The following is a 25,792-nucleotide window of genomic DNA, read 5'->3' as shown; positions in this document are numbered from 1 at the left end:
GGGGGGGGCGGGTGGGGCGCGCGGTCCGGGCGCGGGGCCCAGGCGCGGGGGCGGTGGCCCGGGGGGGGGCGGCGGGCCTGGCGGCCGCGGGGCTGGACGCGTGCGTGCCGGACGCCGCCGTGGTGTCCGTCCGAGCGCCCTCGCCGGAAGCGGCCGTGGCATGGGCGCGAGCGTGCCGGGAGGCAGGCGTGGCAGTGGGCTGCTTCCGGCCGCCCTCCACGCCCGACCGCCACTCCCGGCTACGACTCACCGCACGCGGCGACCTCACCGACAACCAGATCGGGCAAGCCGTGACGGTGGTCGCCCGCTGGGTCCCGCGCAGCGGCACGGACGGCTGACTCACCAACGCCATCAGACGGCGGGAACGCGAGCATCCGACTGGCGCGGGGGAAGGGCGCGCGAACGAACGGGCCCTGGCGCGCGGGGACCGTTCGCGGCCGGCGCGACCGGAGCCGCTACTGCGCGGCGAGGGACCAAACACGCGACGGGTCGGCGTCGCAGTTGTAGATGACGGTCTGGGTGTTGTTCAGAACACCGCCGCCTGCCGGGGTGAGGCACTTGCCGCTGCTGTAGTTCACAATGTGGTAATTGAAATTACCCTTATCGGTGAAGTACCAGAGTCGCGACGGATCATTGTCGCAGGTGTAGATGACGGTCTGGGTGTTGTTGCTGCCGGCTCCCCCGGCAGGAGCGAGGCACTTACCGCTGTTGAGGTTCAGGATCTGGTAGAGCGAATTACCCTTGTCCACGAGGTACCAGCTACGTGACGGGTGGGTGTCGCAGTCGTAGATGACGGTGAAAACGTTGTTGTCGACACCACCGCCGGCCGGGCTGAGACACTTGCCGCTGTTGTTGTTCACGAGAAACTTGCCGAATGCCGCCGATCTCGCCGTCGGCGGTAATGTCGCCGTCGAGGGCGACACCTGCGGAGTCACCGGTGCCGGGCGCGACGAGGCCGAGGCGACTGGTGCCGAGAGGGCCGTGCCACCGATCGCGGCCACAGCTGCTGCGATCATCCCCGCAGCCTTGAAGTGATTATTCATCTGCGTCTGCTTTCCTTGTCGAGTGCGGAGGATCGAATGCAGGCGGACACCTTGAACACTGATCCGTAATCATTTCTCGGGCGTCACGCGCTGCGCCTTGAAAATTACCATTGAGGCAGAGCCATGTCGTGAGCACTTTTCCGCCATACGCTGTCCGGCCCGATGCTCGGGGCCCATCCGCACGACACAATTCCCCGGCCGACCGCACAATGGGTTGCGTGGCCCATGTTCCGATCGCTCGTCATCTGCTCCGCGCCAGGGATCTCGCGGACACCCGCTACTCCGAGACACTCACCGTGGCCGACATGGCCGCGGCCGCCTCGCTGTCTCCGGCCCACTTCAGCCGCCGCTTCAAGGCCGTGTTCGGCGAGTCGCCGCACCAGTACCTACTGACCCGTCGCCTGGAGCGGGCCGCCGCCCTGCTGCTCGCGACCGACTGGACGGTGACCGCGATCGGCGTCGCCGTCGGTGTGCGGAGCATCGGTTCCTTCACGACGAGTTTCCGCAGGATGTACGGGATGACTCCACAGACGTACCGGGCGGCGCACCTGCCCGCCGCACGACTTGTGCGCATCCCCCGCTGTGTGGCGATGGCCTACGCACGGCCACGGAACCGCACGTTTCGAGAAGACACGGCCTCGCCGGCTGCCTAGCGTCGATCCCAGGCAATCGACCAAGGAGCGACCATGACGACAATCAAGATCGCGAATGCGCAGTTCTGGGTGCACGACCAGGACGAGGCGCTTGCCTTCTACACCAAGAAACTCGGCTGGGAGGTCCGGGCGGACGTGACGATGGAGGCATGGAGCTTCCGGTGGCTGTGCGTCGCCCCGCCCGGCGGGGACGGTCCGGCACTGGTGCTGATGCCAGTACCGGGGCAGCCCATGCTCGACGAGGCGAGCAGTGTCCAGCTGTCGGATCTGGTGGCAAAGGGTGCGGGTGGCACGCTGTTCCTGGAGACCGACGACTGCAGGGCCGCCTATAACGAACTGTCCGCCCGTGGCGTGGAGTTCAACGACCCGCCGACGGCGCAGCCGTACGGAATCGACACGTCGTTCCGGGACCCGTCGGGCAACAACATCCGGCTCACGCAGGTGCTGGACTTCGACCCGGAACGGCACTGACCCGCAGCGGGGACATGTCGCGCATCACTCCGGATGGGCCACGGCGTCATCCCGTAGTCGCACCGCTGCCAGCAGGCTCAGCCCCGGCTCTGCCCCGCGCAGCGCCTTTACCGCCGCGACCGAGGTGAGGTCCCCGGAGAAGCCGACGTCGGCCAGCCGGGAGCGGACCCAATGACCACGCACCTGGGTTTCGGTGGCGGCGGCGGTGGATTCGACGATCGTGACCGCGCGTTCCAGACCCGGGCGCGTCTCGGCCGAGGCCCCGTCCAGTGCCTGGCGGAGGGCCGCCGCGACCACATGCGCGTCCCGGATCAGCACGAGGTTGTGACTCTTACCCATTCTTCGGTTCCTCCTCTGTAGATCACTGCTCTTGTCATGTCCGAGGTCCAGGCATACGCGAGCGCTGGAACCGCGACACGAACACTCCGGCGCTGACCGGCGTATCGCCCCGCGTCAGCCGGCGCACCCGGCGGGGCTCCTGCTCGGCCAGCCGGAGTGCGTACAGCCCCACCGGACCGAATTCGTCCCAGGGCGCCCGCCCGGCATCGATGACATGCCGGGCCGCTTCTTCGGTGAGCTCCGCCGCGCGGGCACGAGGCAGGCCGTGTTGTTCTTCCAGCAGCCGCGGCAGGTGCCTCAGCCAGTCCTCGGAGGAGTGAACGGTCTCCGGTGTTATGCCGAGTCCACCCTTGCCAGTCGGCTTACCGGGTACGGCGAACCAGATCGCCATCAGGACGATCCCCGCCAGACAGACGATCGGCGTTGGGAGCGTGCCAAGTCCGGTCCTGGGCAGCGCGGTGAAGGCGACGGCCGCCAGGATCGTCGTGGCGGCCGAGGCGAGCCACCACCCGACGGCCCGGCGCCGGGCGCCTGACCTCGGCCCGTGCGCCGCGACAAACGCGGTCGCCAGAGCGAGCGCGGTGAGGAGTGTCCCCGCCAGACCGGCCCTGGTCAGCGTGAGAGTGCCACCAGCCGAGATCCACAACAGGAGGCCGGCCACCACCGTACTCAGACCCAGCGAACCGAACACACCGGCAAGGCGGTCGGCCGGGGTCAGGCCGTCCCGGTCGTAGGCCGCACGGACCTGATCCGGGACTCGTTCGGTGGCGACCGTCGCCGCGAATTCCGCCGGTGAGCCGAAAGCCTCCCGCGGATGCTCACCGCTCTCCGCGCAGTGCTGCTCCACCTCGTTCAGCACCGTGTCGGCGGTGTCCCGCGGCACCGGCCGCGCGGCAAGCGTCAGCCGAGCCCTGGCGTACCAGACTTCGACGGTCTCGTTACTCACGTCCGCTCCCTGTCGACGTCATCAAGGCGGGCCAGCAGACGATCCACGGAGCCGGAGAAGTGCTCCCAGCCCTCCCGCTCCTCGCGCAGCCGCGCCCACCCGGCGTCGGTCAGCCGGTAGACCTTGCGCCCCGGGCCGCCCTCCCCCGCCTGCCAGTGAGCCTCGACCAGTCCGTCGTTCTCCAGACGGCCCAGCACCGGGTAGAGCGCTCCGCCACGGACCGTGCCGAATCCCCGCGCGGCCAACTGCTGGACCAGTGCGTACCCGTGCTGGTCGCCCTGCGCGAGCAAGGCGACCAGCAGCAGAGGCAGCATTCCTCGCAGCCAGCCGGACGAGGGCTCCGCTGTCGGCATGGCCTACTTCCCCTTCCAACTAGTCGCGGTTCGCATCTAGTTCGATTTCAGAGTAGTTAAGCACGCTCCAGGATCTGACACCACCTCGGCCCGGTTCAGCGTGCGGCAGGCAGTTGGCCGCGGAACCGCGAAGTCAGCCGACGGAAGACGCGCGTGGTGTGTCTGGGCCGCCCGGCACCCGGCTGATCTGCGGTTTCCCGCAGGGTCAGCGTTGCGGAGAACACCATCGGGTCGGGCGGCAATCCTCATGTCCTCGCCGATCCGCGGTTTCTAGATTGACAGGCGTCGGGGCGGGAGGCGCCCTGGCGCCGGACCGCCATGTTGGAGACCGCATGCACTTGATGACCCTGGCTCTGCCCCAGGAGCCCTCGGACGGCATCGCCGGCTGGGCCGCGGACCTCGTGGACGCGATGGGCGGGCCGGGAGCCGGTCTGGCCATCGCGCTGGAGAACCTCTTCCCGCCGCTGCCCAGCGAGGTGATCCTGCCCCTGACCGGGTTCGCGGCCGGTCAGGGCGTGCTCAGCCTGGCCTCGGCACTGTTCTGGACCACGCTCGGCTCGGTGGTGGGCGCGCTGGTGCTGTACTGGATCGGCATGCTCGTCGGCCGCCGTCGCATGCACGCCATCTGGGCGAAGCTGCCGCTGGTGAAGACGTCCGATCTGGACCGTACCGAGCAGTGGTTCGAGCGGCACGGCACCAAGGCGGTGTTTTTCGGCCGCATGGTGCCGATCTTCCGTAGCCTCATCTCCATTCCGGCCGGGGTCGAGCGCATGCCGCTGCCGGTTTTCGCCCTGCTGACCACGCTGGGCAGCCTGGTCTGGAACTCGGTGCTGGTGATGGCCGGTTACTGGCTGGGCGATCAGTGGGACGAGGTGGAGACCTACGTCGGCGTCCTCTCCAAGGTGGTCCTGGTCGCGGTTGTGGTGGCCATCGTGGTCTATGTGGTCATGCGCTTCCGCGGACGCGACCGGCGGTACCACGCTTCATGAGCCACGACGCGCGCCCCGGCCCCTCCGCTCCGCTCGCGCCACAGTCCGGGCGATCTTGCCCGGGCTGTGCGGCCGGGCTAGGCTTGGCCGCCGTGCGGGGGGATTTCAGGAATATCGCCACTCATCACCTGTTTCTCGGCTCATCCGGTCAGCACGACGGCAGGGGGGCGGCGGATCCCTCGTGGCCGCGCAGGATTCCGGGAACACTCCTCGGCTGCTGCACAGCCATGCTCGGATTCCTCTACTTGCTGATCGTCGGCACGGTCTTGGCGGCCTTCCTGTTGTGGCCGCGCACCCGGCCCCGCGCCTTGGCCGCGCTCGCCTCCGGGGCCCATCGGCTCGCGGCGCTGGACCGGGTGCGCCGCTTCGTCTTCTTCGGCGATCGTTTCCCCGAGCACTACAAGTCGTCCGACCAGAAGGTCCTGCGGTATCTGACGATCCGCGGCTACACGGGGCTGCTGTTCACCATCGTCCTCGGTCTGCTGGGGTTCGGCTGCATCCTCGCCGCCGTGCTGGCCGTGCGACTGCTCCAAGGCCGTCTCGACCTGCCGGAACTCCTCACCCAGGCCCTGCTCGGCGGAGTGCTGCTGTTCCTCGACGTACAGGGCATCCACTCCCTGGCGGTACTGGACGCCCGGCTGGCCCGCGAGTGCTTCGGGCCGTCCGAGCGGGAGTTGCTGCGGCAGCGCATCGACGAACTGGCCACCAGCCGGGCCGCGGTCGTCCAAGCCGTCGACGCCGAGCGCCGCCGCATCGAGCGCGATCTCCACGACGGCATCCAGCAGCGCCTGGTGGCACTCGCCATGCTGCTCGGCCGGGCGCGCCGCAGCCGCGGCCGCAACCCCGAGCAGGTGGACGCCTTACTGCACCAGGCGCACCAGGAGTCCCAGGAGATCATCACCGAACTCCGTGAGGCGACCTGGCGGATCTATCCGTCCGCCCTGGACAGCCTGGGGCTGCAGGAAGCACTCGGCGGGGTCTCCGAGCGGTGTTCCATCCCCATCCGCATGGAGTTCGAGGTCGACCGTGCGCTGCCGCAGCCGGTGGAGACCGCCGCGTACTTCGTGGTGTCGGAGTGCGTGACCAATGCCGCCAAGCACTCCGGCGCCACGGCGATTTCCATCGGGCTCGCGTTGCACGGCGCGGTGCTCGTGGTACGGGTCGAGGACAATGGGACCGGCGGAGCGGACCCATTGGGCAGCGGCCTCACGGGGCTGCGCAGCCGGGTGAGCGCGCTCGACGGTCTGCTGCATATCGACAGCCCCCTCGGGGGACCCACGACCATTACCGCGGAGCTTCCATGCGCATGATCCTCGCCGAGGACTCGACCTTGCTACGGGAAGGACTGGTGCGCCTGCTCGTCGAGGAGGGCCATGAGGTCGTCGCGGCGGTGGGCGACGCGGTGTCCCTCATGAAGGAGGTCGAGGAGCGGACACCCGACATGGTCGTCGTCGACATCCGGATGCCACCGACGCACACCGACGACGGGTTGCGGGCCGCGCTGGAGATCCGCAAGCGCTGGCCCCAGATCGGCCTGCTCGTGCTCTCACAGCACGTGGAGCGCAACTACGCGGCCCAGCTGCTGGCTTCCAACGCGGAGCGGGTCGGGTATCTCCTGAAGGACCGCGTCGCCCAGGTCGAGGAGTTCCTGGACGCGCTCGACCGGATTCACGCGGGTGGCGCGGCCATCGACCCCGAAGTCGTGCGTCAGTTGGTCATCCGTACCACGCACGGTGACCCGCTCGCCCGGCTCACCCCGCGGGAGCGGAGTGTCCTGGAGACCCTGGCACAGGGTCACACCAACACGGCCATCGCGCAGAAGCTGCACATCTCGCTGAGCTCGGTGGAGAAGAACCTCAACGCGATCTTCGACAAGCTCGAGCTGTCGCACACCGTCGGCTACAGTCGGCGGATCCTGGCGGTTCTGCGGTATCTGGAGTCCTGAGGCGCGCGACCGGTGACCGCCCGGATACCGAGGTGCCCGACGACGTCGTCCCGCACGCCGTCGAGCACCCCTCGGCGTCTGGCACACCGCCGGGCTGTCCTCGGCCCTGCCACGTCCCCGGCCGGCACAGCCCGGTGCCGTCACTGGAAGGAGTACGGGTTGAGCGCGTCCTCCGGCAGGTGTTCCAGCTGCACCCGGTCGCCGATGCCGGCTGCCTCCGCGAGTTCGAGGATCACATCGAAGGCGATGTGATCCTCCAGGGCGAATCCGGTCGAGTCGAAGACGGTCAGCCCGTCCCGTCCCGCCGCGCCTCGGCGAGCGCGAGGGCGGCGCACAGCTCGGGCAGCTCCGGGCCCAGGTCGCTCTCGTCGAGCTGCTGGCACTCGCCCTCGCGCAGCGCCTGTCCCCGATGGTCCCGGGTGACGAAGGCGGACTTCAGCACGGACCGTGGCACCTCGTACTTGCCGATCAGATCGGCGCCGATGGCGTTGATGTGGACGTGCGGGCGCAGCCGCTCGCCCTGGAGGACCGGGCCGTCCCCGACCCCGACCGAGGTGACGGTGCAGATGATGTCCGAAGAAGATGCCCACCCCGCGCTCGCTCGCGTAGCGGGTGAGCTCCACAGGACCCGCTCGACGGCGGGAGTCGGCGGGAACCACTGGAAGTACGTCTCCAGCGAGGTGTTGTCGATGTCGAGGACGAGCGCCTGCTTCTGTCCCCCGCCGTCCTGGATGCGCTCCTGGATGTAGGGAAGGGCCTGGTCGATCACCTTGTCGACATCGCTCTTCCACGTCTCGTAGTCGACGGCCGCGGCGGCGCTGGGGGCCGCCACCGACGCCTCGGCGAGCCCCTGGCCACCGCCGGAGCGAGGCGCTCTGACCGCACAAGGGAGCCGCGCACGCAACCGCTTGCTTCTCGCCGAACCGGCCGAAATCATGGCAAGTGGCTGCCACCGGGCATGAGCCGTGGAGGTTGGATTAGAGTAGAAAATGTCATCGCGCTTGTCCGTCAAGGTCGACGAACGGATCGAAGCCATGACCAGAGCGACCAAGACAGCCCCTTCCACCAGCGCGGACTCCCGGACGCCGGCTCCGGCGGCGAGGAGAAGGCCCCACGGGCCCCGAGCGGCGGCCGAGGACGTGTGCGCGCGCCATTCGGTGACCGTCCAGTTCGATGGGCGGCGGGTGGAGCTGCCGTCGGAGGGGCAGCTCTACTTCCTCGCCGGACTCGGCGTCATCGCCGCCATCGGGATCATCGATTGGCCGGTGGCGGCGGCCATAGCGGTCGGGCACGGGCTGGCCCACAGCCAGCACGGCAAGGCGCTGCGCGAGTTCGGAGAGGCGCTGGAAGAGGCATGACACAGCAGGGACCGGACACGCCGGACACGCCAGGTACACCGGACTACCCCGCGATGATCGTTCCGGTCGGGCATGTGGAGCCCGTACCGCGCCGCATCCGTGGCTTCGTGGCCGGCCGCCCCGTCTTCGACACCGTGCGGGCGCGCTATGTGTGGCTCTGGCCGGGCTATCCGCAGTACTGCGTGCCCCGCGACGACATCGCCGAGGGGGCGCTCGTCGACGAGGGCCGGAGCATGGCCCTGAAGGTCGGCGGAGCGCGCCGCCAGACCCTCCGGCTGGGCTCGCTCACCCGCCCGGGCGCGGCCTGGGAGTGGGGCGAGGACGCGCCCTCCGGCATCGTCGGCCATGTCAGCTTCCGGTGGGAGGCCGTCGACGCCTGGTTCGAGGAGGACGAGCAGGTGTTCGTCCACCCCAGGAGCCCGTACACCCGTGTCGACGCGCTCCGGTCGGGCCGCGCCGTGCGCGTCGAGCTGGACGGCGCCGTGCTCGCCGACGCCCCGAGCTCGGTGATGGTGCTGGAGACGGGGCTCCCGACGCGCTACTACCTGGACCGGGTGTATCTGGACTGGACGCGCATGGAGCCCACCGAGACCGTCACCAGCTGTCCGTACAAGGGCATGACGAGCGGCTACTGGTCCGTCCGGACCGGCACCGCCACCCACCCGGACCTCGCCTGGACCTATGACTTCCCGACCCACCAGGTGTCCCCCATCGCGGGGCTGGTCGCCTTCTACAACGAGAAGGTCGACCTCTACCTGGACGGCCGGCCGCTTCCCCGGCCCGCCCCGGTCTCCAGGGCGAACTGGGAGCAGGAACACCGGTAGGCGATAACACCTCCTCGCCCGGAAGGGCCCTGGGCCTCTGCCCAGGGCCCACGCGTGTGCCCCACGACTAGAATTGACGCCCCGTCAACTCCGTCAGTTCCGTTCGCGCAACGCGCACACCCCAGGCCCACGAGAGGAGAACCGCCCATGAAAGCGCACCGCGCCACCAGATGGCTCCCGCTGCCCACCGCACTCCTGCTCGCCCTGCTCCCCACCAGCGCCTCCGCGTACCCCAACCCCGGCCGGGTGACGGGCGACACCGTCGTCCACGACCCGTCGATGGTCCGCGCCGCCGACGGCACCTATCTGCTCTACTCCACCCACGGCGGCCTGGAGGCCCGCACCTCCACCGACCGGATCGCCTTCAGCCGCTCGGGCAGCGCCTTCACCACCCCGCCCTCCTGGTGGCGGACGTACTCCGCCGGCAACGACCCCTGGGCGCCGGACATCTCGTACCAGGGTGGCAGCTATCTGATGTACTACGCCGTCTCGTCCTTCGGCTCCAGCAACTCCGCCATCGGCCTCGCCACCTCCCCCAGCGGCAGGGCCGGGACCTGGACCGACCGCGGCATCGTGCACTCCACCACCGGCGGCAGCGACTACAACGCCATCGACCCCAACCTCTTCGTCGACAGCGACGGAAAGTGGTGGCTGTCGTTCGGCTCGTGGTGGTCGGGGCTGAAGATGATCCGCCTGGACCCCGCCACCGGCAAACAGTACGCGGGCGACAGGACGGTCTACGCCATCGCCTCCCGGCCCACCGGCACCAAGGCGATCGAGGCCCGTCGGTCGTCAAGCGCGACGGCTACTACTACCTGTTCGCGTCGTACGACACCTGCTGCGCGGGCACCAGCTCCACGTACAAGATCAAGGTCGGCCGCGCCACCAGCCCCACCGGTCCGTACTACGACAAGAACGGGGTGAACATGATGAACAACGGCGGCACCCCGGTCCTCGAGTCCCACGGCCGCTACATCGGCCCCGGCGGGCAGTCGGTGATGAGTGACGTCGACGGTGATCTGCTCGTCTACCACTACTACGACGGCCAGGACAACGGCACCCCGAAGCTGGGCGTCAACCTGCTGAGCTGGTCCGGCGGCTGGCCGACCGCGTACTGACCGCCGCGGGCCTCATCGGTCCCTAGGGTCGGAGCATGTTGCTCGAACATCGTGGCAAGCGGCCCGTGGTTCCGGAATCGGCGTATGTCGCCCCCACCGCCGTCCTGTGCGGTGCCGTCGTCCTCGGCGAGCGGGCCCGGGTGCTGCACGGTGCCGTGCTCACCGCCGAGGACGGCGAGGTGCGCACCGGGGCGGATGTGGTGGTGATGGAGAACGCGCTGGTCCGCGGGCGGGCCGGGCATCCGGTGACGCTGGGGGACGCGGTGCTGATCGGGCCGCACGCGCATGTGAACGGGGCGACGGTCGACGACGAGGTCTTCGTGGCCACCGGCGCGTCGGTGTTTCCCGGGGCGGTCGCGGGGACGGGCGCCGAGCTGCGGATCAACAGTGTGCTGCAGGTGAACTCGCGGCTGGCGCCCGGCACGGTGCTGCCCATCGGATGGATCGCCGCCGGGGATCCGGCCCGGCTGTTCTCCCCCGATCAGCACGACGAGCTGTGGGAGGTGCAGCGCGCTCTCGACTTCCCCGACACCGTCTACGGTGTCGCGCGCGGCACCTCCATGCGCACGATCATGTCCCGGCAGGCCGCGTCTACGGGGCCCACCGGGATGACCGTCCCCTCGACTGAGTCCCGGGCACACGGTGACCGCCATGTGCCCGGGAAGCGTCATTTGACGCCGATGTGTGCTCCGGGGCCGAGCGGCAGATCCAGGCCGTAGAAGATGCCGAGGATCGCCAGCCACACCAGCAGGAACGGCACCACGAAGATGGCGAGCCGGGAGATGAGGGTCCCGAGGCGGGCCTCCGGTTCGTATTCGCGGACCATCGCCAGGACCAGGAGGAGATACGGGTTCATCGGGGTGATGGCGCCGGTCGCCGAGTCGCCGATGCGGAAGGCCGCCTGGCTGAGCGCCGGGCTCATGTCCATGAGCATGAAGGCCGGGATGAAGACGGGGCCGACCAGGGACCACAGGGCGGATCCGGAGAGGATCACCAGATTGAGGCAGGAGGTCAGCAGGACGAACGCGATGATCGCCCAGAAGCCGGTCACGCCGATGGAGTTGAACAGCGCGGCCGCCTTCACCGCCAGCAGCACCCCGAGGTTGGACCAGGTGAAGACCGCGATGACCTGGGCGGCGAAGAACATCATCACGATGTAGCCGGACATGTTCTTCACCGAGTCGGTCATGGCGGTGACCACGTCCTCGGTGCCGGTGAGCTGCTTGACCGTGAAGCCGTAGGTGAGCCCGGCGAGCAGGAAGGCGCCGAAGAGCACCGGGACGACGCCGCTCAGCACCGGCGAGGGCACGAAGGCGCCGCCCTCCCCGCGCAGCGGGGCGCCCGGCGGCAGCCACAGCGCGAGGACCGCCGCGAGATACACGCCGACGACCGCGCAGGTGACCGCGAGCCCCTTGCGCTGCGCCGGAGTGAGCGTCAGGTCCTCCGCCGTGGCCTCGCTGTCGGCCGCCTGATAGGTGCCCAGGCGTGGTTCGAGGACGCGGCTGATGAGGAATCCGCCGAGCAGCCCCAGGACGATGCTGCTGGCGGCGGTGAAGAAGTAGTTGATGAGCACATGGATATGGAGGCCCTCGGCGGCCGGGAGCACTGAGGCCGCCTGCTCGGTGATGCCCACGTACAGGGCGTCGAGCGAACCGATGGTGAACCCCGCGGCATAGCCCGCGGTGACACAGGCGAAGCCGCCGATGAGGCCCGCGACGGGATGGCGTCCGGCGCTCTTGAACACCAGGGCCGCCAGGGGTGGCAGCACGATGGCGCCGACATCGCTCATCATGTGCGCCTGGCTGGCGATGATCGCCACCGCGTACGGCAGCACGGCGCGCGGCACCCGGGCCAGCGTGGCCCGCATCGCGGTCTCCAGCAGACCGGTCTTCTCCGCGAGCCCGACCACCATGATCAGCACCAGCACGGCGCCGATCGGCGGGAACGTGGCGAAGTTGGGGATCAGGTTCTCCAGCAGCCAGCGCAGCCCCTCACCGGTGAGCAGCCCGCCGATGGGCTTGGTGTCATCGGTGCCGGGGACGGTGACGGAGGCACCGGCGAGGGCGAGGACGGTGGAGACGACGGCCAGCAGCGCGAAGAGCCCGGCGAACAGGACGATGGGGTTGGGCAGGGCGTTGCCGGCGCGTTCGATGAAGGAGAGGACACGGTCGAGCCCGCCACGCCGCTCCTTGTCCGGCGAGGTGCCCCCGGGGGCGGGGAGCCCGGTCACCGCGGGCATCAGGGCCGCCCCGCGGCCGGCGTGGCCGAGGGCAGGAGGCCCTTGGTGTCCTTGCGGACGTGTCCGTCCTGCACGACGCACACCACGTTGGCGGGATCGCCGAGCACACCGATGTCCGCGAGCGGATCGCCCTCGCAGACGACGAGGTCGGCGACGCGGCCGGGGGCCAGCGTGCCGAGCCGGTCGGCGACGCCGAGGAGTTCGGCGGCGGTCCGGGTGCCGGCCACGATGGCGTCCATGGGGTCCATGCCCAGGTCGACGAGGTAGGAGAGCTCCATCAGGTTCTGTCCGTGCGGACAGACGGCGGCGTCGGTGCCGAGCGCGATCCTGGCGCCCTGCTCGATGGCGCGGGAGATGTTCTCCTTGGTGATGCCGGACCAGCGCACCTTCTTCTCGTAGTGATAGTGCTCCATCGTGGCCTTGTCGATGCCCGCGTAGACGGTGGAGAGGGTCGGGACGACGAAGACGCCACGCTCCCCCGCCATCTCCAGGGCCCGGTCGTCCAGGCCGTAGCCGTGCTCGATGCTGGTGACCCCACCGCGGATGGCGTTGAGGATGCCCGCGTTGCCCTGGGCGTGGGCGGCCACCGGCTTGCCGCCGTGGCGCCGGCACTCGTCGACCACGGCGCGGATCTCCTCCTCCAGGAGCCCCTCGTCGTCCGGCTGGTCATAGGGGCTGCCCATGCCACCGGTGGCGCAGATCTTGACCAGGTCGGCACCGGCGCGCAGCACCTTGCGCACGGCCAGCCGCGCCTCGTCCTCGGTGTCGGCGAGCTCGGACATCTCCCCGCCGCTGAGGTCGGTGCCGTCGGGCAGCCGCACATCGGCGTGGCCACCGGTGTGGCTGATGATCCGCACCGCGGTGTGCAGCCGGGGGCCCTCGATCCGCCCGGTCTCGACGGCGGTGCGGTAGCCGGTGGCCAGCCCGCCCAGGTCACGGGCGGTGGTGATGCCCGCGTCGAGGGTCTGCCGCATACGGGTGGCGGTGTCGAAGGTGACCAGGACCGGGTCGAGTTCACCACGGCGGCCGGGCGGGCTGGCATGGGCGTAGGCGAGGTGGGTGTGACAGTCGAAGAAACCCGGCAGCACGGTGCGACCGCCCGCGTCGATGACACGCCCGGTGAAGGCGTCCCCGGAGGCCGGGGGCACGGTGGCCGCCGGGCCCGCGTAGGTGATGGTTCCTTCGGCGTCGGCGATGACAACGGCGTCCGCGATCGGGGCCGCCCCGGTACCGTCGACCAACGTGGCGTTCTCCACGCGCAGAGCGGTCCTGGTGGTCTCGGACGTGGTGGGTTCCGTCATGAGCTCGATCTCACTCCTCGTTGAGGGAACTGGTGGGGAGGAGTGTCGATCCATCGCGTGTTTCGGGTGTTATCATGCAGCATTCCATCGAGATTCACATGCGATACGCAGAAAAGCGCCGCCCATGCACACGCAGGATTTCGCCGCGCATGACCTGGACGAGCTGGATCGCGGCCTCATACACGCACTGCAGATCCACCCCAGGGCCCCATGGACTCTCGTCGGTGATGTTCTCGGGGTGAACCCGGTGACGGCCGCGCGACGCTGGCACCGGCTCCAGGAGAGGGGGCTGGCCTGGGTGACCGCCTACCCCCGGCTGTCCGACTCCCGGATCGTGGTGACCGGCATCGTCGAGGTGGACGCCGAGCCCGGGGTCGGCGAGGACGTGGCCGAGTCCCTGGCGGCCGAGCCCTCGGTGGCGAACGTCAAGCTCACGGCCGGAAGCCGGGATCTGGTGATCGCGCTGCAGGCTTCCGACCTCGGTGAGCTCTCCCAGCTCACCACCGCCCTCTTCCGCGGCGCCCCGGGGGTACGGGCGACACGTACGCATGTGGCCACGGCCGTGCCCTCCGAGGGCAGCCGGTGGCGGCTGCGCGCCCTGGACGCCACACAGCTCGCCCGTCTCCAGGAGGCGCTCCCGCCGACCGAGCCGCTCCCCTCCGGGGCGACCGGCTGGGACCCCCTGGACATCCGGCTCCTGGAGCTGCTGAGTGTGGACGGCCGGATGGCGGTCAGCGATCTCGCGGAACACGCCGACGCGCCGCTCACCACGGTCCGCCGAAGGCTGCGGTCGCTGCTCGGCTCACGGGTGTGTCTGCGCTGCGACCTGGCCCGGCCGCTGTCCGGGTGGCCGCTGTCCGCGGTGTACTTCGCGTCCGTACCGGCCGAGCGCCTGGAGGAGACCAGCCAGGCGCTGGCCGGGGTGCGGGAGGTGCGGTCGTGTGCGATCACGGCGGGCCCGCACAACCTCGTGATCGACGTCTGGCTGCGCGCGTCCGGCGATGTGCACGCCTTCGAGGCACATCTGTCGAGGCGGCTGCCGCGGCTGACCATCGAGGACCGCTCGGTGGTGCTGCGCACCGTCAAGCACATGGGCCGGCTGCTGGACCGCGACGGCCACAGCGTGGGCATCGTCCCGCTGCGCCCCTTCACCGCGCCCGCCGCCGGGGGTGCCACCGCCACCTGAGGCGCGGGCACACGGTCCGGTATCGCGGCCACCTCGCCGGAAACAGTCGGCACGGCGCACCGGACGTGAAGGCGCTGTCCAGTGTTCGTATGGGTGCCATCTGCCGGTACCCGCCGCCGGACACGCTGGGGCGCCATGGCACCTGTGCGCGCGATAGTCCAAGCCGTTCCGCTGGTGGCTACGGCCATCGTCATGCTCGACGCGGCCACCGACTTCTTCCCGGACGCCCCGCTGGTCGGCGTCATCACACCGGTGCGCCTCGCCGTGCTGGCGGGGCTGGTCGCGACGGCGGTGACGGCCCCGCGACTCGCCACGTTCCGCACCCGGCTCGACCTCGCCATCGCGCTGCTCCTGCTCAGTGCCATCGCCACCACCTACGTCGGCGGCCACCCAGACGCACCGCTACGCGCCCTGATGACCGCTCTCGCCACCTTCTACCTGCTGGTCGGGGTGCGGCGGTCGCAGCCCGAATCGTGGCGGGCGGTGGCGCTGCTCGCGCTGGCCTGCGTGGCGGCCGCGGCCACTTCGGCGTTCGCCCAGGTGACCAACGAGGTGCCGACCGGCTTCTGCCGCACCGGGCTCTTCACCGACGTCGACTGCGACAACGGCGGGACCGGTGCGATGATCCGCGCCACGGGCACCTTCGCCAACCCCAACCTGCTCGCCGCGTTCCTGGTGCTGCTCACCCCGATCGCCCTGCTGACGGCGGTGACGGTGGCCGAGCGCACGGCCCGGGTCGCCGTCGTGACCGTGGGCCTCCTCGCGTACGGCGCGGTGCTGACCACCTTCTCCCGGGCGGGCTGCGTCGCGGCCGCGGCGGGTCTGCTGGTGCTCGGCGGCGCGTACTGGCTCGCCCCCCGCCTCGGCCGGTGGGGGGTGCGGACGCTGACGACCGTGGGGCTGGCCGGGCTGGCGGCGGTGACGGTGGCGCTGTGGGTGGTGTCGCGGGCCGGTGACGCGCTCGGGGTCCGGGGCCAGGCGTGGAAGGCGGCCGTGGACCTGGCAGTGGACCATCCGCTCGGGGTCGGTCTTGGGCGGGCCGGCGACGCCGTCTCCGCCGCCGTACCGGGCGGCAGGACCTTCGTCCACGCGCACAACATGTGGCTGAACTGGCTGGCCGAAGCGGGCGTGGCCGGTCTGCTCGGCATCCTGCTGGTGACCGTGATCGCCATCGCCTCGGCGGTCCGCGCCGCACGGGAGAAGTCCGTGGCCGGTGTCGTCGGGCTCGCCGCCCTGACGGGGTTCTTCCTGGCGGCCACGGTGGACCACCCGGCCAACCTGGACCGGATCGCCATGCTCTTCTGGCTGGTCCTCGGCCTCGTCATGGCCGAGGTCCCGGGCGGGTGGCGGGAGTCCGGGACACCCGCGCGGGCCACCGGCCGGTCGGGCCGCCGCGCGCGGCGCCACTGAAGCGCTCCGCTGGACGCTCCGCTGGAAGTGCCACGATGCGTCGTCGGGCGTCCGCGGCGCCCTCGTGGCTGGTCGCGCCCACGCGGCGGAGCCGCACATCGACACAGCCCCGGGGCCCCGCGGCCGGGGGCCGCCCCGGGCGGGGGCGCCCGGCGGGCGTGGGGTGGGGCGCCCCCCCGCGGGGCCGCCCCAAACCACAACCCCCCCCCGCCCCGCCCGCGCCCCCCGCCCGCCGTCTCACTTTCCGGAAATCGCTCGCCGCCTCCGGCTTCGCCCCGAACCATGGCCCCATGGTTGACACATCCTTGTACGCGGCGTTCCTCCTCGCCGCCTTCGTCCTCTGCGTCACTCCTGGCCCGGACATGATGTTCAGCCATGTGCCGGGCCAGTTCATGCTCCGGTGTTCACGGGGTTGGCCGTACGGCTCGCCGCCTCTCCGAAGTAGGCGGCCCGACGGACGCTGTGGCCGCCTGGGGTCCGGACAGCGGACCGTCCTCCTGGCCCCGTCCGCGCGGTGGCGACGAGAGTGGGTGGGCGTTCGCGTCAACCGGAAGGCGGGGCACAGCGATGGTGGACACGGTGCGGCGGGGCTATGCGCCCAGCTCCTTCGGGCAGTTGCACTACGCGGAGTGCGGGTCCGGTGAGGCGGTGCTGCTGCTGCACCAGACGCCACGTTCCTGGACCGAGTACGCCGGTGTGCTGCCCCTGGTGGGCCGGGCGCACCGGGCGATCGCCATGGACACCGTGGGGTTCGGCGCCTCGGCCAAGCCCGAGGGGCCGCACTCGATCGAGCGGTTCGCCGATGGGGTGGAGGCGCTGGCCGACGCGCTCGGGCTGGACGCCTTCCACCTGGTGGGCCATCACACGGGCGGGGTGGTGGCCGTGGAGGTGGCCGCCCGGCTGGGCGACCGCGTCAGCGGTCTGCTGCTCTCCGCCACGGCCTTCGTGGACGAGGCCAAGCGCGCGGCGGCTCCCGCGCGCCCGCCGGTCGACCACGTCGACCCCAAGCCGGACGGCTCACATCTGGTGGAGGTGTGGAACCGGCGCCGCGCCTTCTACCGGGCGGGCGAGGAGGCCGCGCTGCACCGCTATGTGATCGACGCGCTGACGGTGCTGGACCGGGTGGAGGAAGGACACGAGGCGGTGTACCGGTACCGGATGGAGGAGCGGCTGGCGCACATCACCGCACCCGTACTCGCCGTGTGCGCGCCGGAGGACCACTACTCGCTGCCCGCGCTGGAGAAGTTCGCGGCGGCGCTCGGCTGCGAGACGGCGGTCCTGTCCGGCGGCCACGTACCGGCGCCCGAGCAGCTGCCCGGGGAGTTCGCCGATGTCGTCACCGCGTGGGTGGACCGGCATCGGCGGTGGCCCGGTCCCACGTCGTCCCGGTGACACCCCGCCTCCGCAGCGCCGCCTTGCGCACCTTCCCGGTCTCGGTGAGCGGCAGTTCGCCCAGGATGTCCACATAGCGGGGGACGGCGAACGGTGGCAGCTCGCGCTCGCAGTGGCGGATCACATCGGCCAGGTCGAGGGTGCCGCCCGCGCGTGGCACCACGGCGACCATGACCTCGTCCTCGGCCAGCTCGGACGGCACGGGGAAGACGGCCGCGTCGGCCACCTGGGGATGGCCACGGACGACCGTCTCGACCTCGCACGAGGAGACGTTCTCCCCACGGCGGCGGATCACGTCCTTGATGCGGTCCACGAACCGGAACCAGCCGTCGGGTTCGCGGACCACCCGGTCCCCCGTGTGCCGCCACGCGTCCACCGGCTCCGCCAACTCGCCCAGATAGCCGGTGGCGAAGGCGTACGGCCGGTGGCTGCGCACGACCAGCTCACCCGGGGTGCCGTCGGGGACGGGCGTGAGCAGTTCGTCCACGACGCGGGCGTCGAAGCCCTCGCGCAGGGTGCCCATGTAGCCGGGCCGCTGCTCCTCGGGGGTCGTGCCGATGACCAGGTTGGTCTCGGTGGAGCCGAATCCGTCGATCAGCGTGACGCCGAACCGCTCGCGGAACGGTCCCCAGGCGTGGGCCGGTGTCGCCGGGGAGAGTCCGCGGACGGCCCGGTGCGCCCGGTCGCGGGGGCCCGGGGGCTGGGCCAGCAGCATCGGCACCATGGCGCCCAGCAGATAGACCACGGTCGCCCCGGCTTCGGCCGCCTCGGCCCAGTACCGGGAGGCCGAGAAGCGGGGCGCCAGGGTGATCGACGCCCCCACGGTCATCGCCTGTGCCAGCGCGTTCAGCGCGTTGGTGTGGAACATCGGGAGGCAGGTGTGGAGGACGTCGTCCGCGGTGAGGCGCAGCGCGTCGGACACGTTGCGCCCCCACCAGACGAACTGGGCGTGGGGGCAGCGCACCCCGCGAGACGTGCCGGTGGTCCCTGAGGTGAACAGGACACACGCGGTGTCCTCCGGGCGGACGGGCGCCGCCGGGAAGGCCGGGCCGCCGCCCGGCCGGGGCGTGCCGTCCGCTCCGGCGCGCCACAACGTCCCCCGGTACCCGGCCGCCCGCACGCGCTCGGCCGTCTCGTCCTCCACGAGCAGATACGCGGGGCGGGCCTGATCCAGTACGTGTCGCAGCCCACCGCCGCGCAGCCCCGTGTTCAGGGGCACCAGCTCGGCGCCGAGCCAGGCGGCGCCGAGGAACAGGTCCACGAGTTCGATCCGGTTGCCCGTCATCGCCGCGATGCGCTCGCCCGGACGGCAGCCCTGGACCGCGAGGGCCCCCGCCATGGTGGCGGCGGCCTCCCGGGTCTCGCGGTAGGTGCGGACCGTGGTCCCGATCCGCAGGAAGGGGCGGTCCCCGTGGTCCCGGGCCGCGGCCTGGAGCAGCCCGGGAATCGTCAGTGAGGTCACCGCAGCACCTCGCGCTCGCGCAGTGCGCGGATCCGCTCCGGTGACAGGCCCGCGACCTCGCGCAGCACATCGTCGGTGTCGGCGCCGAGCACGGGTGCCGCCTTACGGATGCCACCGGGTGTGCGGATGAGCCGGATGGGCGGCCCCTCGTGCAGGAAGGCCCCCGCCACCGGGTGTTCCACGCGGACGTAGAAGCCCCTGGCCCGCAGCTGCGGATCGTGCTCCACGAGGTCGCGGCCGTCCCGCACCGGGCCCGCGGGTATGCCGTGCTCCTGGAGGAGTTCGGCGGCTGCGTCGGCCGGCAGGGGTCTGGCCCAGGTGGCGAGGGCCTCGTCGACCAGCTCGGTGTGGTGTGCGCGCCTCTCCGCCGCGCGGGTGCGGTCGTCGGTGGCGAGGTCGGGGCGGCCGATCACCGTGCACAGGGCGGCCCATTCGGTGTCGTCGCGGACGCTGACGGCCAGCCAGCTGTCGGCGCCGAGGCAGCGGTACACGCCCTGCGGGCTCCACCGCGGATCGGTGTTCCCGGCGGGTTCGGTGGGGTGGAGCAGGCTGGTGCCCATGTGGGAGGCGATGGCCTCGAGCTGGGACAGGTCGATGTGCTGTCCGCGCCCGGTCTCCTCCCGGTGCTCCAGGGCGGCGACGGTGGCGAGCGCGGCCTGCAGCCCCGCGACGATGTCGCCGTGGCCGTAGATCACCCCGACCACGTCGTCCGGGCCCCATCCGGTCAGGCCGGTGAGCCCCGAGCTGGCGGACACGGTGTCCGCGTACGACACCCAGCCGCTGCGCGGACCGGTGTGTCCCATACCGGACATGCTGATGTACACCAGGCGGGGATTGATCTCGCGCAGGGTGTCGTAGCCCAGGCCGAGTTTGGTCATCACGGTGGCGCTGAAGTTCTCCACCAGGACGTCGCAGGAGGCGATGAGGTCGCGCAGTACGGCGACGCCGTCCTCGGTGCGGGTGTCGAGGGCCAGGCTGCGCTTGTTCCGGTTGACCTCGTTGAAGTAGCCGTTGGTGTTCGGATCGGTGTGCGGGCCGCGCGAGAGATGCATGAAGGGCGCGAACCGGGTGGGGTCGGGACGGCCCAGGGACTCGACCTTGATGACATCGGCGCCGTGGTCGGCGAGCACCTTGGTGCAGTACGGCCCGGCGAGCACCCAGGTCAGATCCAGGACGCGGACGCCGTGCAGGGCGGGCCGCGCGGGTTCCTCGGACGCCGCGGGCACGTGCGGCGCCGGGCGGTGCTCGTGCAGCAGCCGCTGGTCCGCGCCCCGTTCCGGGACGTCCAGCTCCTTGATCCGGTGGCCTTCGGGGAACGCGAAGGGGAACCCCAGGTCGGTGCGGTCCCCGGCGCGGAGGAAGAAGTCACGGGCGGCGAGCTGCGGGTTGCCGGGCAGCTCATGCGGCAGGTCGACCGCCGCCCAGGGCAGCTTCCTGGACTGGGCGAGGTCGGCGAACTCGGCCTTCGGCCACCGGCCCGCGAAGTCCTGCACCACCGCGAAGACATGCTCCTGGTACTTCTTCCGCTCCACCGGGTCCTGCCAGCGCGGCTCGGCGAGGTCGGCCTCGGCACCCTCCTCGCGCAGCCAGGCGAGCAGCGCGTCCCACATCCGGGGGCTGCCGCCGAGGCCACCGCCGAGATGGCCGTCGGCGGACCGGAACAGCCCGTGCGGCACCAGCGGATGCACCCGGCCGGGGCGCGCGGGCACCCGGTCCTCGTGCAGATGGGCGAGGGCGCCCGCCTCCAGGGCGGCGGCCGCGCACGCCTGGGCGGACACGTCGGCGAGCTGGCCCGGCCCCGTGCGCCTGGCCCGCAGTCCGAGCAGCGCGGCGATCGCGGCGTGCACACCGGCGAGCTGCTCCGCCTGGTTCTCCGGAAGGTGCAGGGGCGGCCCGTCCGGGTCGCCGACCTGCGCGAGCATGCCGCCGAGCGCGGCGACCACCAGATCGGTGCCCTGCCAGTGGCTGCGGGGGCCCACGGTCCCGAAGGGGGTGACGCGGACGTGGACGAGGTGGCCGAGTCCCGCTGCGGCCTCCGGCGCGCCGTCCGGTGTCCCGTCGAGGAGGACGTCGGCTCCCGCCACCAGGCGCCGCAGCTCCTCCGGGGACGCGGGGGTGACGGACCGCTTGCCGGCGTGCCAGTGGACGAAGGCGTCGCCGTTCAGTTCGCGCCGTGTCGGATCGCCCTCCTCGGGCTCGACCAGGACGACCTCGTGTCCGAGGCCGACCAGGAGCCGGCCCGCGAACCGGGTGAAGGGGCTGGACAGTTCGACGACGCGAACGGCCGGGTTGCTCACATCTCCTCCGCGGGATGCTCAGTCGTGCTGCTGGTTCAGGAAGCCGGTGACCGCGGTGTAGTAGGCGTACGGCCGCTCCTCCTGGGGATGGTGGGAGGCGTGGTGCATGACGTGCAGATTGCCCTTGGGGACCATGCGGGCGAGCATCAGCGGATAGTCCGGGGTGAGGAACGCGTCGTACATGCCCCAGAGGAAGAGGGTGGGCGCCTGGATGGCCCCGAGTTCGGCGGTGAGGTCCTGCCAGTCGCCGCGCGGGTTGTCGGAGGCGCCGGCGAGGGCGGTCTCCTCCGGGTCCAGGCTCTGCTCGTAGCGCAGGGTGATGGTGTCATCGGGGATGGCGTCGGGATCGTACCACTCCAGGCGGGCGATCAGCTGCCGCATCTTCTCCCAGGAGGGGCCGGTGCCGCCGTAGTACACATCGCGGGCGTTGCGGCCACGCCGGCCGCCCTCCGGCAGCGGGGCCAGCGGGCCGTGGAACACCGGCATGCTGCCGGTGATGGTCAGCGACCGGGCCCGCTCGGGGTACTTCGCGGCCAGGTTCAGCGCGATGGTTCCGCCCCATGAGTTGCACACGAAGTCGGCGCGCTCGATGCCCAGGGTGTCGAGCAGGGCGACCGTCTTGGCGGCGTGGTGGTCCCACATCGGGCCTTCGATGACGGACTTGCCGGACTTGCCGTACTGGAGGATGTCCACCAGGTAGCAGTGGCGGTCCTCGGCGAACAGCGGTGCCACCTGCCCGAAGTCGGACCAGCCCGTGCACCCGGGGCCGCCGCCGTGCAGGAAGACCGTCGGCCTGCCCGTCGTGCCCAGTTCGGTGTAGTGGTACGTGACGCCGTCCGCTTCCGCGTAGGCGCCCTCCGGCGGCTTCTGGATGGTCATGAGGTCCATGTCCCGATGGTGTGCGGCCGGTGATCTCCGCCCAAGCGGACCGGTCCGCTGAGCGGGCCGGTCCCGTGGTGAGGGTCTCCGGGCGGTGGCTAGCCTCCCGGCTCATCGAGTCCCCGATGATTCGCGTCCACAGAAAGGCAGCACATGTCCGCGTGGGAAGTGGCCGAGGAACGGGCGAGGGCGGTGATCGGCCGCCCGGACCACCGGGATCTGGGGGTCGTACGGGCCGAGGACGCGGCGGAGTTCGCGCGCGCGGCCGGGGAGACCAGTCCGCGGCTGACCGACCCCGGCCACCCCGGATTCACCGTCCATCCCCTGTACGTGGTGAGTCTGCTGCGCGGCGCGGGCGGCGCCGGCCAGGGCGAGTTCCGGCCGGACGGGATGTACCGCGACGAGGTCCCGGGCACCGACGGCCTGGACGTCCGGCTGATGGCGGGTGGCCAGGAGGTCCGGTTCACCGGCGAGGTGCGGGCGGGCGACCGGATCGCGGTCCGCCGTGTCCTCACGGATGTCACACGCAAGGGCAGCGGTACGACGTTTCTGCTGCTGACCGTCGAGAAGACGTACACGGCGGAGCGGGGCACGCTCGCCCGGGTGCGGGAGAGGTTCATCGTCCGATGAGTGTGCACACGGGGCAGCCCGTACCGCCGGTGGAGTTCACCCCGGACGCCGTCACGCTGCTGCGGTTCGGGGCGGTCACCCGCAATGCCCATCGCATCCACTACGACACCGGGTTCGCGCGGTCCGAGGGGCTGGACGGCCCGGTCGTCATGGCGCAGTTGCACGGCTGTCTGATGCACCGCGCCGCCACGTCGTTCGCGGGTCCGGACGGGCGGGTCCTGGAGGTCGAATGGCAGAACCGGGCACCGGCCCTGGCCGGGGAGCGGCTCGTGGTGAGCGGCACGGTCGGCGCCGTCGATCCGGCGACGGGGCGGGTCACCCTGGATCTGGTCGAGCACGGTGGACGGGGCGATGTGGTGTGCTGCCGGGGCCGGGCCGTGGTCCTGATGGGGTGAACGGCCCCGCCCGGGCGCGGGACCGTTCAGCCGGGGTCCGGAACCGTTCAGCCGAGGTCGAGGACGACCTTGCCCACCGCCTCCCCGGACCGCAGACGGGCCACGGCCTCCGCCAGCCCGTCGATGCGATGGCGCTCGACGGGCAGGGTCAGCTCGCCGGAGGTGAGGTCGCCGAGCAGCCGCTGGGTGTCGGCGGCCACCTCCTGGCCGCGGGTCATCAGGTTCACGGGCAGCAGCGACACATCGGCGAGGAGGAAGTCGGCCAGGTCCACGGTGAACTCACGGCCCGCGGTGTAGCCGACGAGGGCCACCCGGCCACGGGGGCGCACCAGCGGCAGCGAGTCGCGCAGGACCGGCCCGCCCACGGTGTCGACGACGACGTCCACCGGGCCGCCGATCGCGTCCGCGGACAGGTCCGCGGCGAGGAGCGCCTTGGCGGGGGCCGGGACGTGCGGCAGTTTGGCGGGGCGGCCCACCACCCCGATCACCTCGGCCCCGGCCCGGGCCGCGACCTGCACGGTGAGCGCACCGACCGCACCGGCCGCCCCGGTCACCAGGACCCGCTCCCCGGGCCGGACGCCCGCCACGGTGTGCACCGAGGCCCACGCCGTCCCCGCCGGGGAGAAGTAGCTGCAGGCCAGGGCGGGGTCCGTACCGTCGGGCACGGCCTCCACGGCGGCGTCCGGGACCAGCGCGTGGCCGCCCCAGGTGCCGTCGCGGCGCAGTCCGAGTGCCTTGCCGCGGAGGCGGACCAGGCTCCCCTCGGGGTGGGCGTCGGAGGCGATGACGATGCCGCTGCCTTCGGTTCCGGGCACCGACGGCAGATCGGGGAGGATGCCGAACCTGCCGTCGACGACGTTCAGATCGAGGTGGCTGACGGCGGCCGCCTTCATCCGCACCAGGGTGTGGCCGGGGCGTGGCTCGGGTACCGGCCGCTCGACGAGCCGCGGGAGGGTGCCGAACTCCTCCAGCACCAGGGACTGTGACGTCGGGTGGCTCACGTTTTCGCTCCGTATCCACGGGCGCACGGCCCGGTTCGGGGAGGGGCGGACGCCGCGCACGCTAGACCGCGTCCCACGGTCCGCGCACCGGACGGGGTCCACTCAGCGGGACGCCCCGCCGCGGCCGCCGTCCGATCGCCCCGTCCGGGCGCCCCGCCTTTCCGTCGCCCACCGTCCGGCCGCCGACCGTCCCACCGTCCGGCCGTCCGCCGGAGGAGCACAGCGGTCTGCTCAGCGGACCGGATCCCTTGGGCGGATCCGCGCCGGGCCGGATGCTCGGGTCCACCGTTCACCCGGTATCAGGAGGACACGCACGATGACGGTCGAGGACTCTCCCGACACGGCCACCCCCGCCCGCCGCCGCGGAAAACCGGCCGAACCCGGCCGCCAGGACTGGTCGTCCTGGCCCCACTACGACGGTGCGGCCGCGGGCTTCCGCGGCTACTGGTACCCGGTCACCTGGTCCAGCCAGATCACCGGCAAGCCGCTGCCCTTCACCGTCTGCGGCGAGCGGATCACGCTGATCCGCGACGGCGGCACCGCGTACGCCCTGCACAACCGGTGCCCGCACCGCGGTGTGCCGCTGTCGGAGGGCAATCAGCAGTTTCCGGGCACGGTGAGCTGCCCGTACCACGGCTGGACCTTCGACCTGCCCACCGGGCGGCTGTCCGCGGTCATCACCGACGGCCCCGGGTGCCGGCTGACCGGAAAGCTGGGGGTGCGCACCTATCCGGTCGAGGAGCGCCTCGGGATGGTGTGGGTGTACATCCCGATCGCCGACGAGGAGCCGCATCCGATCGACTCCCAGCTTCCGGAGGAGCTGGTCGGCAACGCGTTCGTGTTGGGCGGGCGGATCGAGCCGCGCGGTGGCAACTGGCGGTTCGCCTGCGAGAACGGCTTCGACGAGGGCCACGCCAAGTATCTGCACCGCACGGCCCTGTGGCGGCTGTTCAAGCCCATGCCGACCTGGAACATCACCCGGATCGTGCCGCGTGGCCGCTGGATCTTCCGGGTCCAGGACGAGGTCCACTGGGAGGCCGAGTACCCCGGCGTGGGCCGCTGGACCAACAAGCGCTGGTGGAAGATGCAGCCGCCGAAGGAAACCTTCAACATCGGCAACACCGGCAAGGCCGACAGTGTCGACCCCACGATCGAGGCCCAGGACTTCCCCGGTTTCGCCTCCCTGTCGATGCCGGGCGTGCTGCGCATCGCCTACCCCAAGTTCATCCACTACGAGTTCTACGTCCCGGTGGACGAGAACAACCACCGCTATGTCGGGGTGATGGTCAACTTCACCGAGGGCTGGGACACCCTGCGCTTCTACGCCAAGTACCTGGGGGCGATCCGCTGGCTGTTCCACGGCCAGTTCTCCGGCCAGGACGCGTGGATGGTCGATGTCACCGACGCGCCGCCGGAGAAGCTCTACCGGCCCGATGTCTCGCTCACCGCCTGGCGGAACCTCAGCGAGGAGGAGTACGGCAAGAAGCTGGCCGCGGTCGGCGGCGCATCCGCATCCGAAGAGAAGGCATGACATGTTCCGTACCCTGTTCACCCTGTTGCT

At 71.3% G+C, this 25,792-nt stretch carries 27 protein-coding genes and 1 pseudogene; 16 read left to right on the top strand and 12 right to left on the bottom strand.

The window, feature by feature from the left end; genetic code table 11:
* Positions 1-338: aminotransferase class I/II-fold pyridoxal phosphate-dependent enzyme (locus tag ACFXB5_RS15220; RefSeq protein WP_385207360.1), on the top strand; the 338-nt coding region annotated here is incomplete at its 5' end.
* Between the two features lie 117 nt (positions 339-455).
* On the opposite strand, the gene ACFXB5_RS15215 is transcribed toward ACFXB5_RS15220, so the two are convergent.
* A complete protein-coding gene (locus tag ACFXB5_RS15215; protein WP_385207357.1) occupies positions 456-1,043 on the bottom strand; it encodes an RICIN domain-containing protein in 588 nt (195 codons plus the stop codon).
* A gap of 209 nt (positions 1,044-1,252) precedes the next feature.
* Here ACFXB5_RS15215 and ACFXB5_RS15210 point away from each other — a divergent pair, with 209 nt between their 5' ends.
* Complete coding sequence (locus tag ACFXB5_RS15210) at positions 1,253-1,696, top strand: helix-turn-helix transcriptional regulator (RefSeq protein ID WP_385207354.1); 444 nt, start codon at positions 1,253-1,255, stop codon at positions 1,694-1,696.
* 33 nt (positions 1,697-1,729) lie between these two features.
* Positions 1,730-2,167 carry a VOC family protein gene (locus ACFXB5_RS15205; protein ID WP_385207351.1) on the top strand — a complete coding sequence of 146 codons (438 nt, stop codon included), beginning with the start codon at positions 1,730-1,732 and terminating at the stop codon, positions 2,165-2,167.
* Between the two features lie 24 nt (positions 2,168-2,191).
* Here the strand turns inward: ACFXB5_RS15205 and ACFXB5_RS15200 are convergent, their stop codons facing one another.
* Genes ACFXB5_RS15200 through ACFXB5_RS15190 form a run of 3 tightly spaced genes read right to left on the bottom strand, consistent with a single transcriptional unit; the run spans position 2,192 to position 3,805 of the window.
* Complete coding sequence (locus ACFXB5_RS15200) at positions 2,192-2,506, bottom strand: hypothetical protein (protein WP_385207348.1); 315 nt, start codon at positions 2,504-2,506, stop codon at positions 2,192-2,194.
* Between the two features lie 34 nt (positions 2,507-2,540).
* Positions 2,541-3,452, bottom strand: coding sequence for a hypothetical protein (locus ACFXB5_RS15195; protein ID WP_385207345.1), 912 nt, complete (start codon positions 3,450-3,452; stop codon positions 2,541-2,543).
* Positions 3,449-3,805: a PadR family transcriptional regulator gene (locus ACFXB5_RS15190; RefSeq protein ID WP_385207342.1), complete on the bottom strand. Its 357-nt coding sequence runs from the start codon at positions 3,803-3,805 to the stop codon at positions 3,449-3,451. The genes ACFXB5_RS15195 and ACFXB5_RS15190 overlap by 4 nt, the downstream gene beginning before the upstream one ends.
* Before the next feature lie 332 nt (positions 3,806-4,137).
* On the opposite strand from ACFXB5_RS15190, the gene ACFXB5_RS15185 reads away from it, so the two are divergent.
* From ACFXB5_RS15185 to ACFXB5_RS15175, 3 genes are all read left to right on the top strand, one after another.
* On the top strand, positions 4,138-4,794 hold the full coding sequence (locus tag ACFXB5_RS15185) for a DedA family protein (RefSeq protein WP_385207339.1): 657 nt from the start codon (positions 4,138-4,140) through the stop codon (positions 4,792-4,794).
* A 227-nt stretch (positions 4,795-5,021) separates the two neighbouring features.
* Complete coding sequence (locus ACFXB5_RS15180; RefSeq protein ID WP_385207336.1) at positions 5,022-6,104, top strand: sensor histidine kinase; 1,083 nt, start codon at positions 5,022-5,024, stop codon at positions 6,102-6,104.
* Positions 6,095-6,739, top strand: coding sequence for a response regulator (locus tag ACFXB5_RS15175; RefSeq protein WP_385207333.1), 645 nt, complete (start codon positions 6,095-6,097; stop codon positions 6,737-6,739). Before ACFXB5_RS15180 ends, ACFXB5_RS15175 begins: the two co-directional genes overlap by 10 nt.
* A gap of 140 nt (positions 6,740-6,879) precedes the next feature.
* On the opposite strand, the gene ACFXB5_RS15170 is transcribed toward ACFXB5_RS15175, so the two are convergent.
* Both ACFXB5_RS15170 and ACFXB5_RS15165 read right to left on the bottom strand, forming a co-directional pair.
* The gene (locus ACFXB5_RS15170) at positions 6,880-7,074 is read right to left on the bottom strand and encodes a hypothetical protein (protein ID WP_385207330.1); all 195 of its coding nucleotides are present in this window, start codon (positions 7,072-7,074) and stop codon (positions 6,880-6,882) included.
* Entirely contained in the window at positions 7,026-7,571 is a 546-nt protein-coding gene (locus ACFXB5_RS15165; RefSeq protein WP_385207328.1) for an HAD family acid phosphatase, read from the bottom strand. Before ACFXB5_RS15165 ends, ACFXB5_RS15170 begins: the two co-directional genes overlap by 49 nt.
* A gap of 307 nt (positions 7,572-7,878) precedes the next feature.
* On the opposite strand from ACFXB5_RS15165, the gene ACFXB5_RS15160 reads away from it, so the two are divergent.
* The 4 genes and pseudogenes from ACFXB5_RS15160 (at position 7,879) to ACFXB5_RS15145 (ending at position 10,758) form a co-directional block, all read left to right on the top strand.
* The gene (locus ACFXB5_RS15160; RefSeq protein ID WP_385207326.1) at positions 7,879-8,097 is read left to right on the top strand and encodes a hypothetical protein; all 219 of its coding nucleotides are present in this window, start codon (positions 7,879-7,881) and stop codon (positions 8,095-8,097) included.
* Positions 8,094-8,921 (top strand): DUF427 domain-containing protein, encoded by an 828-nt coding sequence (locus tag ACFXB5_RS15155; RefSeq protein WP_385207324.1) that lies wholly within the window; start codon positions 8,094-8,096, stop codon positions 8,919-8,921. The genes ACFXB5_RS15160 and ACFXB5_RS15155 overlap by 4 nt, the downstream gene beginning before the upstream one ends.
* 147 nt (positions 8,922-9,068) lie before the next feature.
* Positions 9,069-10,039, top strand: a pseudogene (locus ACFXB5_RS15150) (arabinan endo-1,5-alpha-L-arabinosidase).
* A gap of 35 nt (positions 10,040-10,074) precedes the next feature.
* On the top strand, positions 10,075-10,758 hold the full coding sequence (locus tag ACFXB5_RS15145; protein ID WP_385207322.1) for a gamma carbonic anhydrase family protein: 684 nt from the start codon (positions 10,075-10,077) through the stop codon (positions 10,756-10,758).
* Here the strand turns inward: ACFXB5_RS15145 and ACFXB5_RS15140 are convergent.
* Positions 10,707-12,278 carry an AbgT family transporter gene (locus ACFXB5_RS15140; RefSeq protein ID WP_385207320.1) on the bottom strand — a complete coding sequence of 524 codons (1,572 nt, stop codon included), beginning with the start codon at positions 12,276-12,278 and terminating at the stop codon, positions 10,707-10,709. The genes ACFXB5_RS15145 and ACFXB5_RS15140 overlap by 52 nt on opposite strands.
* The gene (locus tag ACFXB5_RS15135; protein ID WP_385207317.1) at positions 12,278-13,579 is read right to left on the bottom strand and encodes an amidohydrolase family protein; all 1,302 of its coding nucleotides are present in this window, start codon (positions 13,577-13,579) and stop codon (positions 12,278-12,280) included. Before ACFXB5_RS15135 ends, ACFXB5_RS15140 begins: the two co-directional genes overlap by 1 nt.
* A gap of 124 nt (positions 13,580-13,703) precedes the next feature.
* On the opposite strand from ACFXB5_RS15135, the gene ACFXB5_RS15130 reads away from it, so the two are divergent.
* The 3 genes from ACFXB5_RS15130 (at position 13,704) to ACFXB5_RS15120 (ending at position 17,567) form a co-directional block, all read left to right on the top strand.
* On the top strand, positions 13,704-14,765 hold the full coding sequence (locus tag ACFXB5_RS15130; RefSeq protein ID WP_385207315.1) for an Lrp/AsnC family transcriptional regulator: 1,062 nt from the start codon (positions 13,704-13,706) through the stop codon (positions 14,763-14,765).
* A gap of 135 nt (positions 14,766-14,900) precedes the next feature.
* Positions 14,901-16,175 (top strand): O-antigen ligase family protein, encoded by a 1,275-nt coding sequence (locus tag ACFXB5_RS15125; RefSeq protein WP_385207313.1) that lies wholly within the window; start codon positions 14,901-14,903, stop codon positions 16,173-16,175.
* 567 nt (positions 16,176-16,742) lie between these two features.
* Positions 16,743-17,567: an alpha/beta fold hydrolase gene (locus tag ACFXB5_RS15120; protein ID WP_385207310.1), complete on the top strand. Its 825-nt coding sequence runs from the start codon at positions 16,743-16,745 to the stop codon at positions 17,565-17,567.
* Here the strand turns inward: ACFXB5_RS15120 and ACFXB5_RS15115 are convergent.
* The 3 genes from ACFXB5_RS15115 to ACFXB5_RS15105 are packed head-to-tail and all read right to left on the bottom strand — an operon-like array spanning position 17,512 to position 22,214.
* Positions 17,512-19,029 (bottom strand): AMP-binding protein, encoded by a 1,518-nt coding sequence (locus tag ACFXB5_RS15115; RefSeq protein WP_385207307.1) that lies wholly within the window; start codon positions 19,027-19,029, stop codon positions 17,512-17,514. The genes ACFXB5_RS15120 and ACFXB5_RS15115 overlap by 56 nt on opposite strands.
* Positions 19,026-21,326 (bottom strand): CoA transferase, encoded by a 2,301-nt coding sequence (locus ACFXB5_RS15110; protein ID WP_385207303.1) that lies wholly within the window; start codon positions 21,324-21,326, stop codon positions 19,026-19,028. Before ACFXB5_RS15110 ends, ACFXB5_RS15115 begins: the two co-directional genes overlap by 4 nt.
* 18 nt (positions 21,327-21,344) lie before the next feature.
* The gene (locus ACFXB5_RS15105) at positions 21,345-22,214 is read right to left on the bottom strand and encodes an alpha/beta fold hydrolase (protein WP_385207300.1); all 870 of its coding nucleotides are present in this window, start codon (positions 22,212-22,214) and stop codon (positions 21,345-21,347) included.
* A 144-nt stretch (positions 22,215-22,358) separates the two neighbouring features.
* On the opposite strand from ACFXB5_RS15105, the gene ACFXB5_RS15100 reads away from it, so the two are divergent.
* Both ACFXB5_RS15100 and ACFXB5_RS15095 read left to right on the top strand, forming a co-directional pair.
* A complete protein-coding gene (locus ACFXB5_RS15100; RefSeq protein ID WP_385207297.1) occupies positions 22,359-22,835 on the top strand; it encodes a MaoC family dehydratase N-terminal domain-containing protein in 477 nt (158 codons plus the stop codon).
* Positions 22,832-23,230, top strand: coding sequence for an acyl dehydratase (locus tag ACFXB5_RS15095; RefSeq protein ID WP_385207294.1), 399 nt, complete (start codon positions 22,832-22,834; stop codon positions 23,228-23,230). Before ACFXB5_RS15100 ends, ACFXB5_RS15095 begins: the two co-directional genes overlap by 4 nt.
* A 47-nt stretch (positions 23,231-23,277) precedes the next feature.
* Here the strand turns inward: ACFXB5_RS15095 and ACFXB5_RS15090 are convergent, their stop codons facing one another.
* A complete protein-coding gene (locus ACFXB5_RS15090) occupies positions 23,278-24,231 on the bottom strand; it encodes a zinc-binding alcohol dehydrogenase family protein (RefSeq protein ID WP_385207291.1) in 954 nt (317 codons plus the stop codon).
* A 316-nt stretch (positions 24,232-24,547) separates the two neighbouring features.
* Here ACFXB5_RS15090 and ACFXB5_RS15085 point away from each other — a divergent pair, with 316 nt between their 5' ends.
* Positions 24,548-25,762: a Rieske 2Fe-2S domain-containing protein gene (locus ACFXB5_RS15085; protein ID WP_385207288.1), complete on the top strand. Its 1,215-nt coding sequence runs from the start codon at positions 24,548-24,550 to the stop codon at positions 25,760-25,762.
* The last annotated feature ends 30 nt before the right edge of the window (positions 25,763-25,792 follow it).

This window comes from Streptomyces sp. NPDC059455 (assembly GCF_042750115.1).
Lineage (GTDB): Bacteria > Actinomycetota > Actinomycetes > Streptomycetales > Streptomycetaceae > Streptomyces > Streptomyces endocoffeicus.
This window is presented reverse-complemented; position numbering and strand designations above follow the sequence as displayed.

Excerpts from the sequence above, each read along its gene's own strand:
- ACFXB5_RS15215 (WP_385207357.1), bottom strand. The coding sequence starts at position 1,043 with ATGAATAATCACTTCAAGGCTGCGGGGATGATCGCAGCAGCTGTGGCC.
- ACFXB5_RS15210 (WP_385207354.1), top strand. The coding sequence starts at position 1,253 with ATGGGTTGCGTGGCCCATGTTCCGATCGCTCGTCATCTGCTCCGCGCC.
- ACFXB5_RS15205 (WP_385207351.1), top strand. The coding sequence starts at position 1,730 with ATGACGACAATCAAGATCGCGAATGCGCAGTTCTGGGTGCACGACCAG.
- ACFXB5_RS15200 (WP_385207348.1), bottom strand. The coding sequence starts at position 2,506 with ATGGGTAAGAGTCACAACCTCGTGCTGATCCGGGACGCGCATGTGGTC.
- ACFXB5_RS15190 (WP_385207342.1), bottom strand. The coding sequence starts at position 3,805 with ATGCCGACAGCGGAGCCCTCGTCCGGCTGGCTGCGAGGAATGCTGCCT.
- ACFXB5_RS15185 (WP_385207339.1), top strand. The coding sequence starts at position 4,138 with ATGCACTTGATGACCCTGGCTCTGCCCCAGGAGCCCTCGGACGGCATC.
- ACFXB5_RS15180 (WP_385207336.1), top strand. The coding sequence starts at position 5,022 with ATGCTCGGATTCCTCTACTTGCTGATCGTCGGCACGGTCTTGGCGGCC.
- ACFXB5_RS15175 (WP_385207333.1), top strand. The coding sequence starts at position 6,095 with ATGCGCATGATCCTCGCCGAGGACTCGACCTTGCTACGGGAAGGACTG.
- ACFXB5_RS15155 (WP_385207324.1), top strand. The coding sequence starts at position 8,094 with ATGACACAGCAGGGACCGGACACGCCGGACACGCCAGGTACACCGGAC.
- ACFXB5_RS15145 (WP_385207322.1), top strand. The coding sequence starts at position 10,075 with ATGTTGCTCGAACATCGTGGCAAGCGGCCCGTGGTTCCGGAATCGGCG.
- ACFXB5_RS15140 (WP_385207320.1), bottom strand. The coding sequence starts at position 12,278 with ATGCCCGCGGTGACCGGGCTCCCCGCCCCCGGGGGCACCTCGCCGGAC.
- ACFXB5_RS15135 (WP_385207317.1), bottom strand. The coding sequence starts at position 13,579 with ATGACGGAACCCACCACGTCCGAGACCACCAGGACCGCTCTGCGCGTG.
- ACFXB5_RS15130 (WP_385207315.1), top strand. The coding sequence starts at position 13,704 with ATGCACACGCAGGATTTCGCCGCGCATGACCTGGACGAGCTGGATCGC.
- ACFXB5_RS15125 (WP_385207313.1), top strand. The coding sequence starts at position 14,901 with ATGGCACCTGTGCGCGCGATAGTCCAAGCCGTTCCGCTGGTGGCTACG.
- ACFXB5_RS15120 (WP_385207310.1), top strand. The coding sequence starts at position 16,743 with ATGGTGGACACGGTGCGGCGGGGCTATGCGCCCAGCTCCTTCGGGCAG.
- ACFXB5_RS15105 (WP_385207300.1), bottom strand. The coding sequence starts at position 22,214 with ATGGACCTCATGACCATCCAGAAGCCGCCGGAGGGCGCCTACGCGGAA.
- ACFXB5_RS15100 (WP_385207297.1), top strand. The coding sequence starts at position 22,359 with ATGTCCGCGTGGGAAGTGGCCGAGGAACGGGCGAGGGCGGTGATCGGC.
- ACFXB5_RS15095 (WP_385207294.1), top strand. The coding sequence starts at position 22,832 with ATGAGTGTGCACACGGGGCAGCCCGTACCGCCGGTGGAGTTCACCCCG.
- ACFXB5_RS15085 (WP_385207288.1), top strand. The coding sequence starts at position 24,548 with ATGACGGTCGAGGACTCTCCCGACACGGCCACCCCCGCCCGCCGCCGC.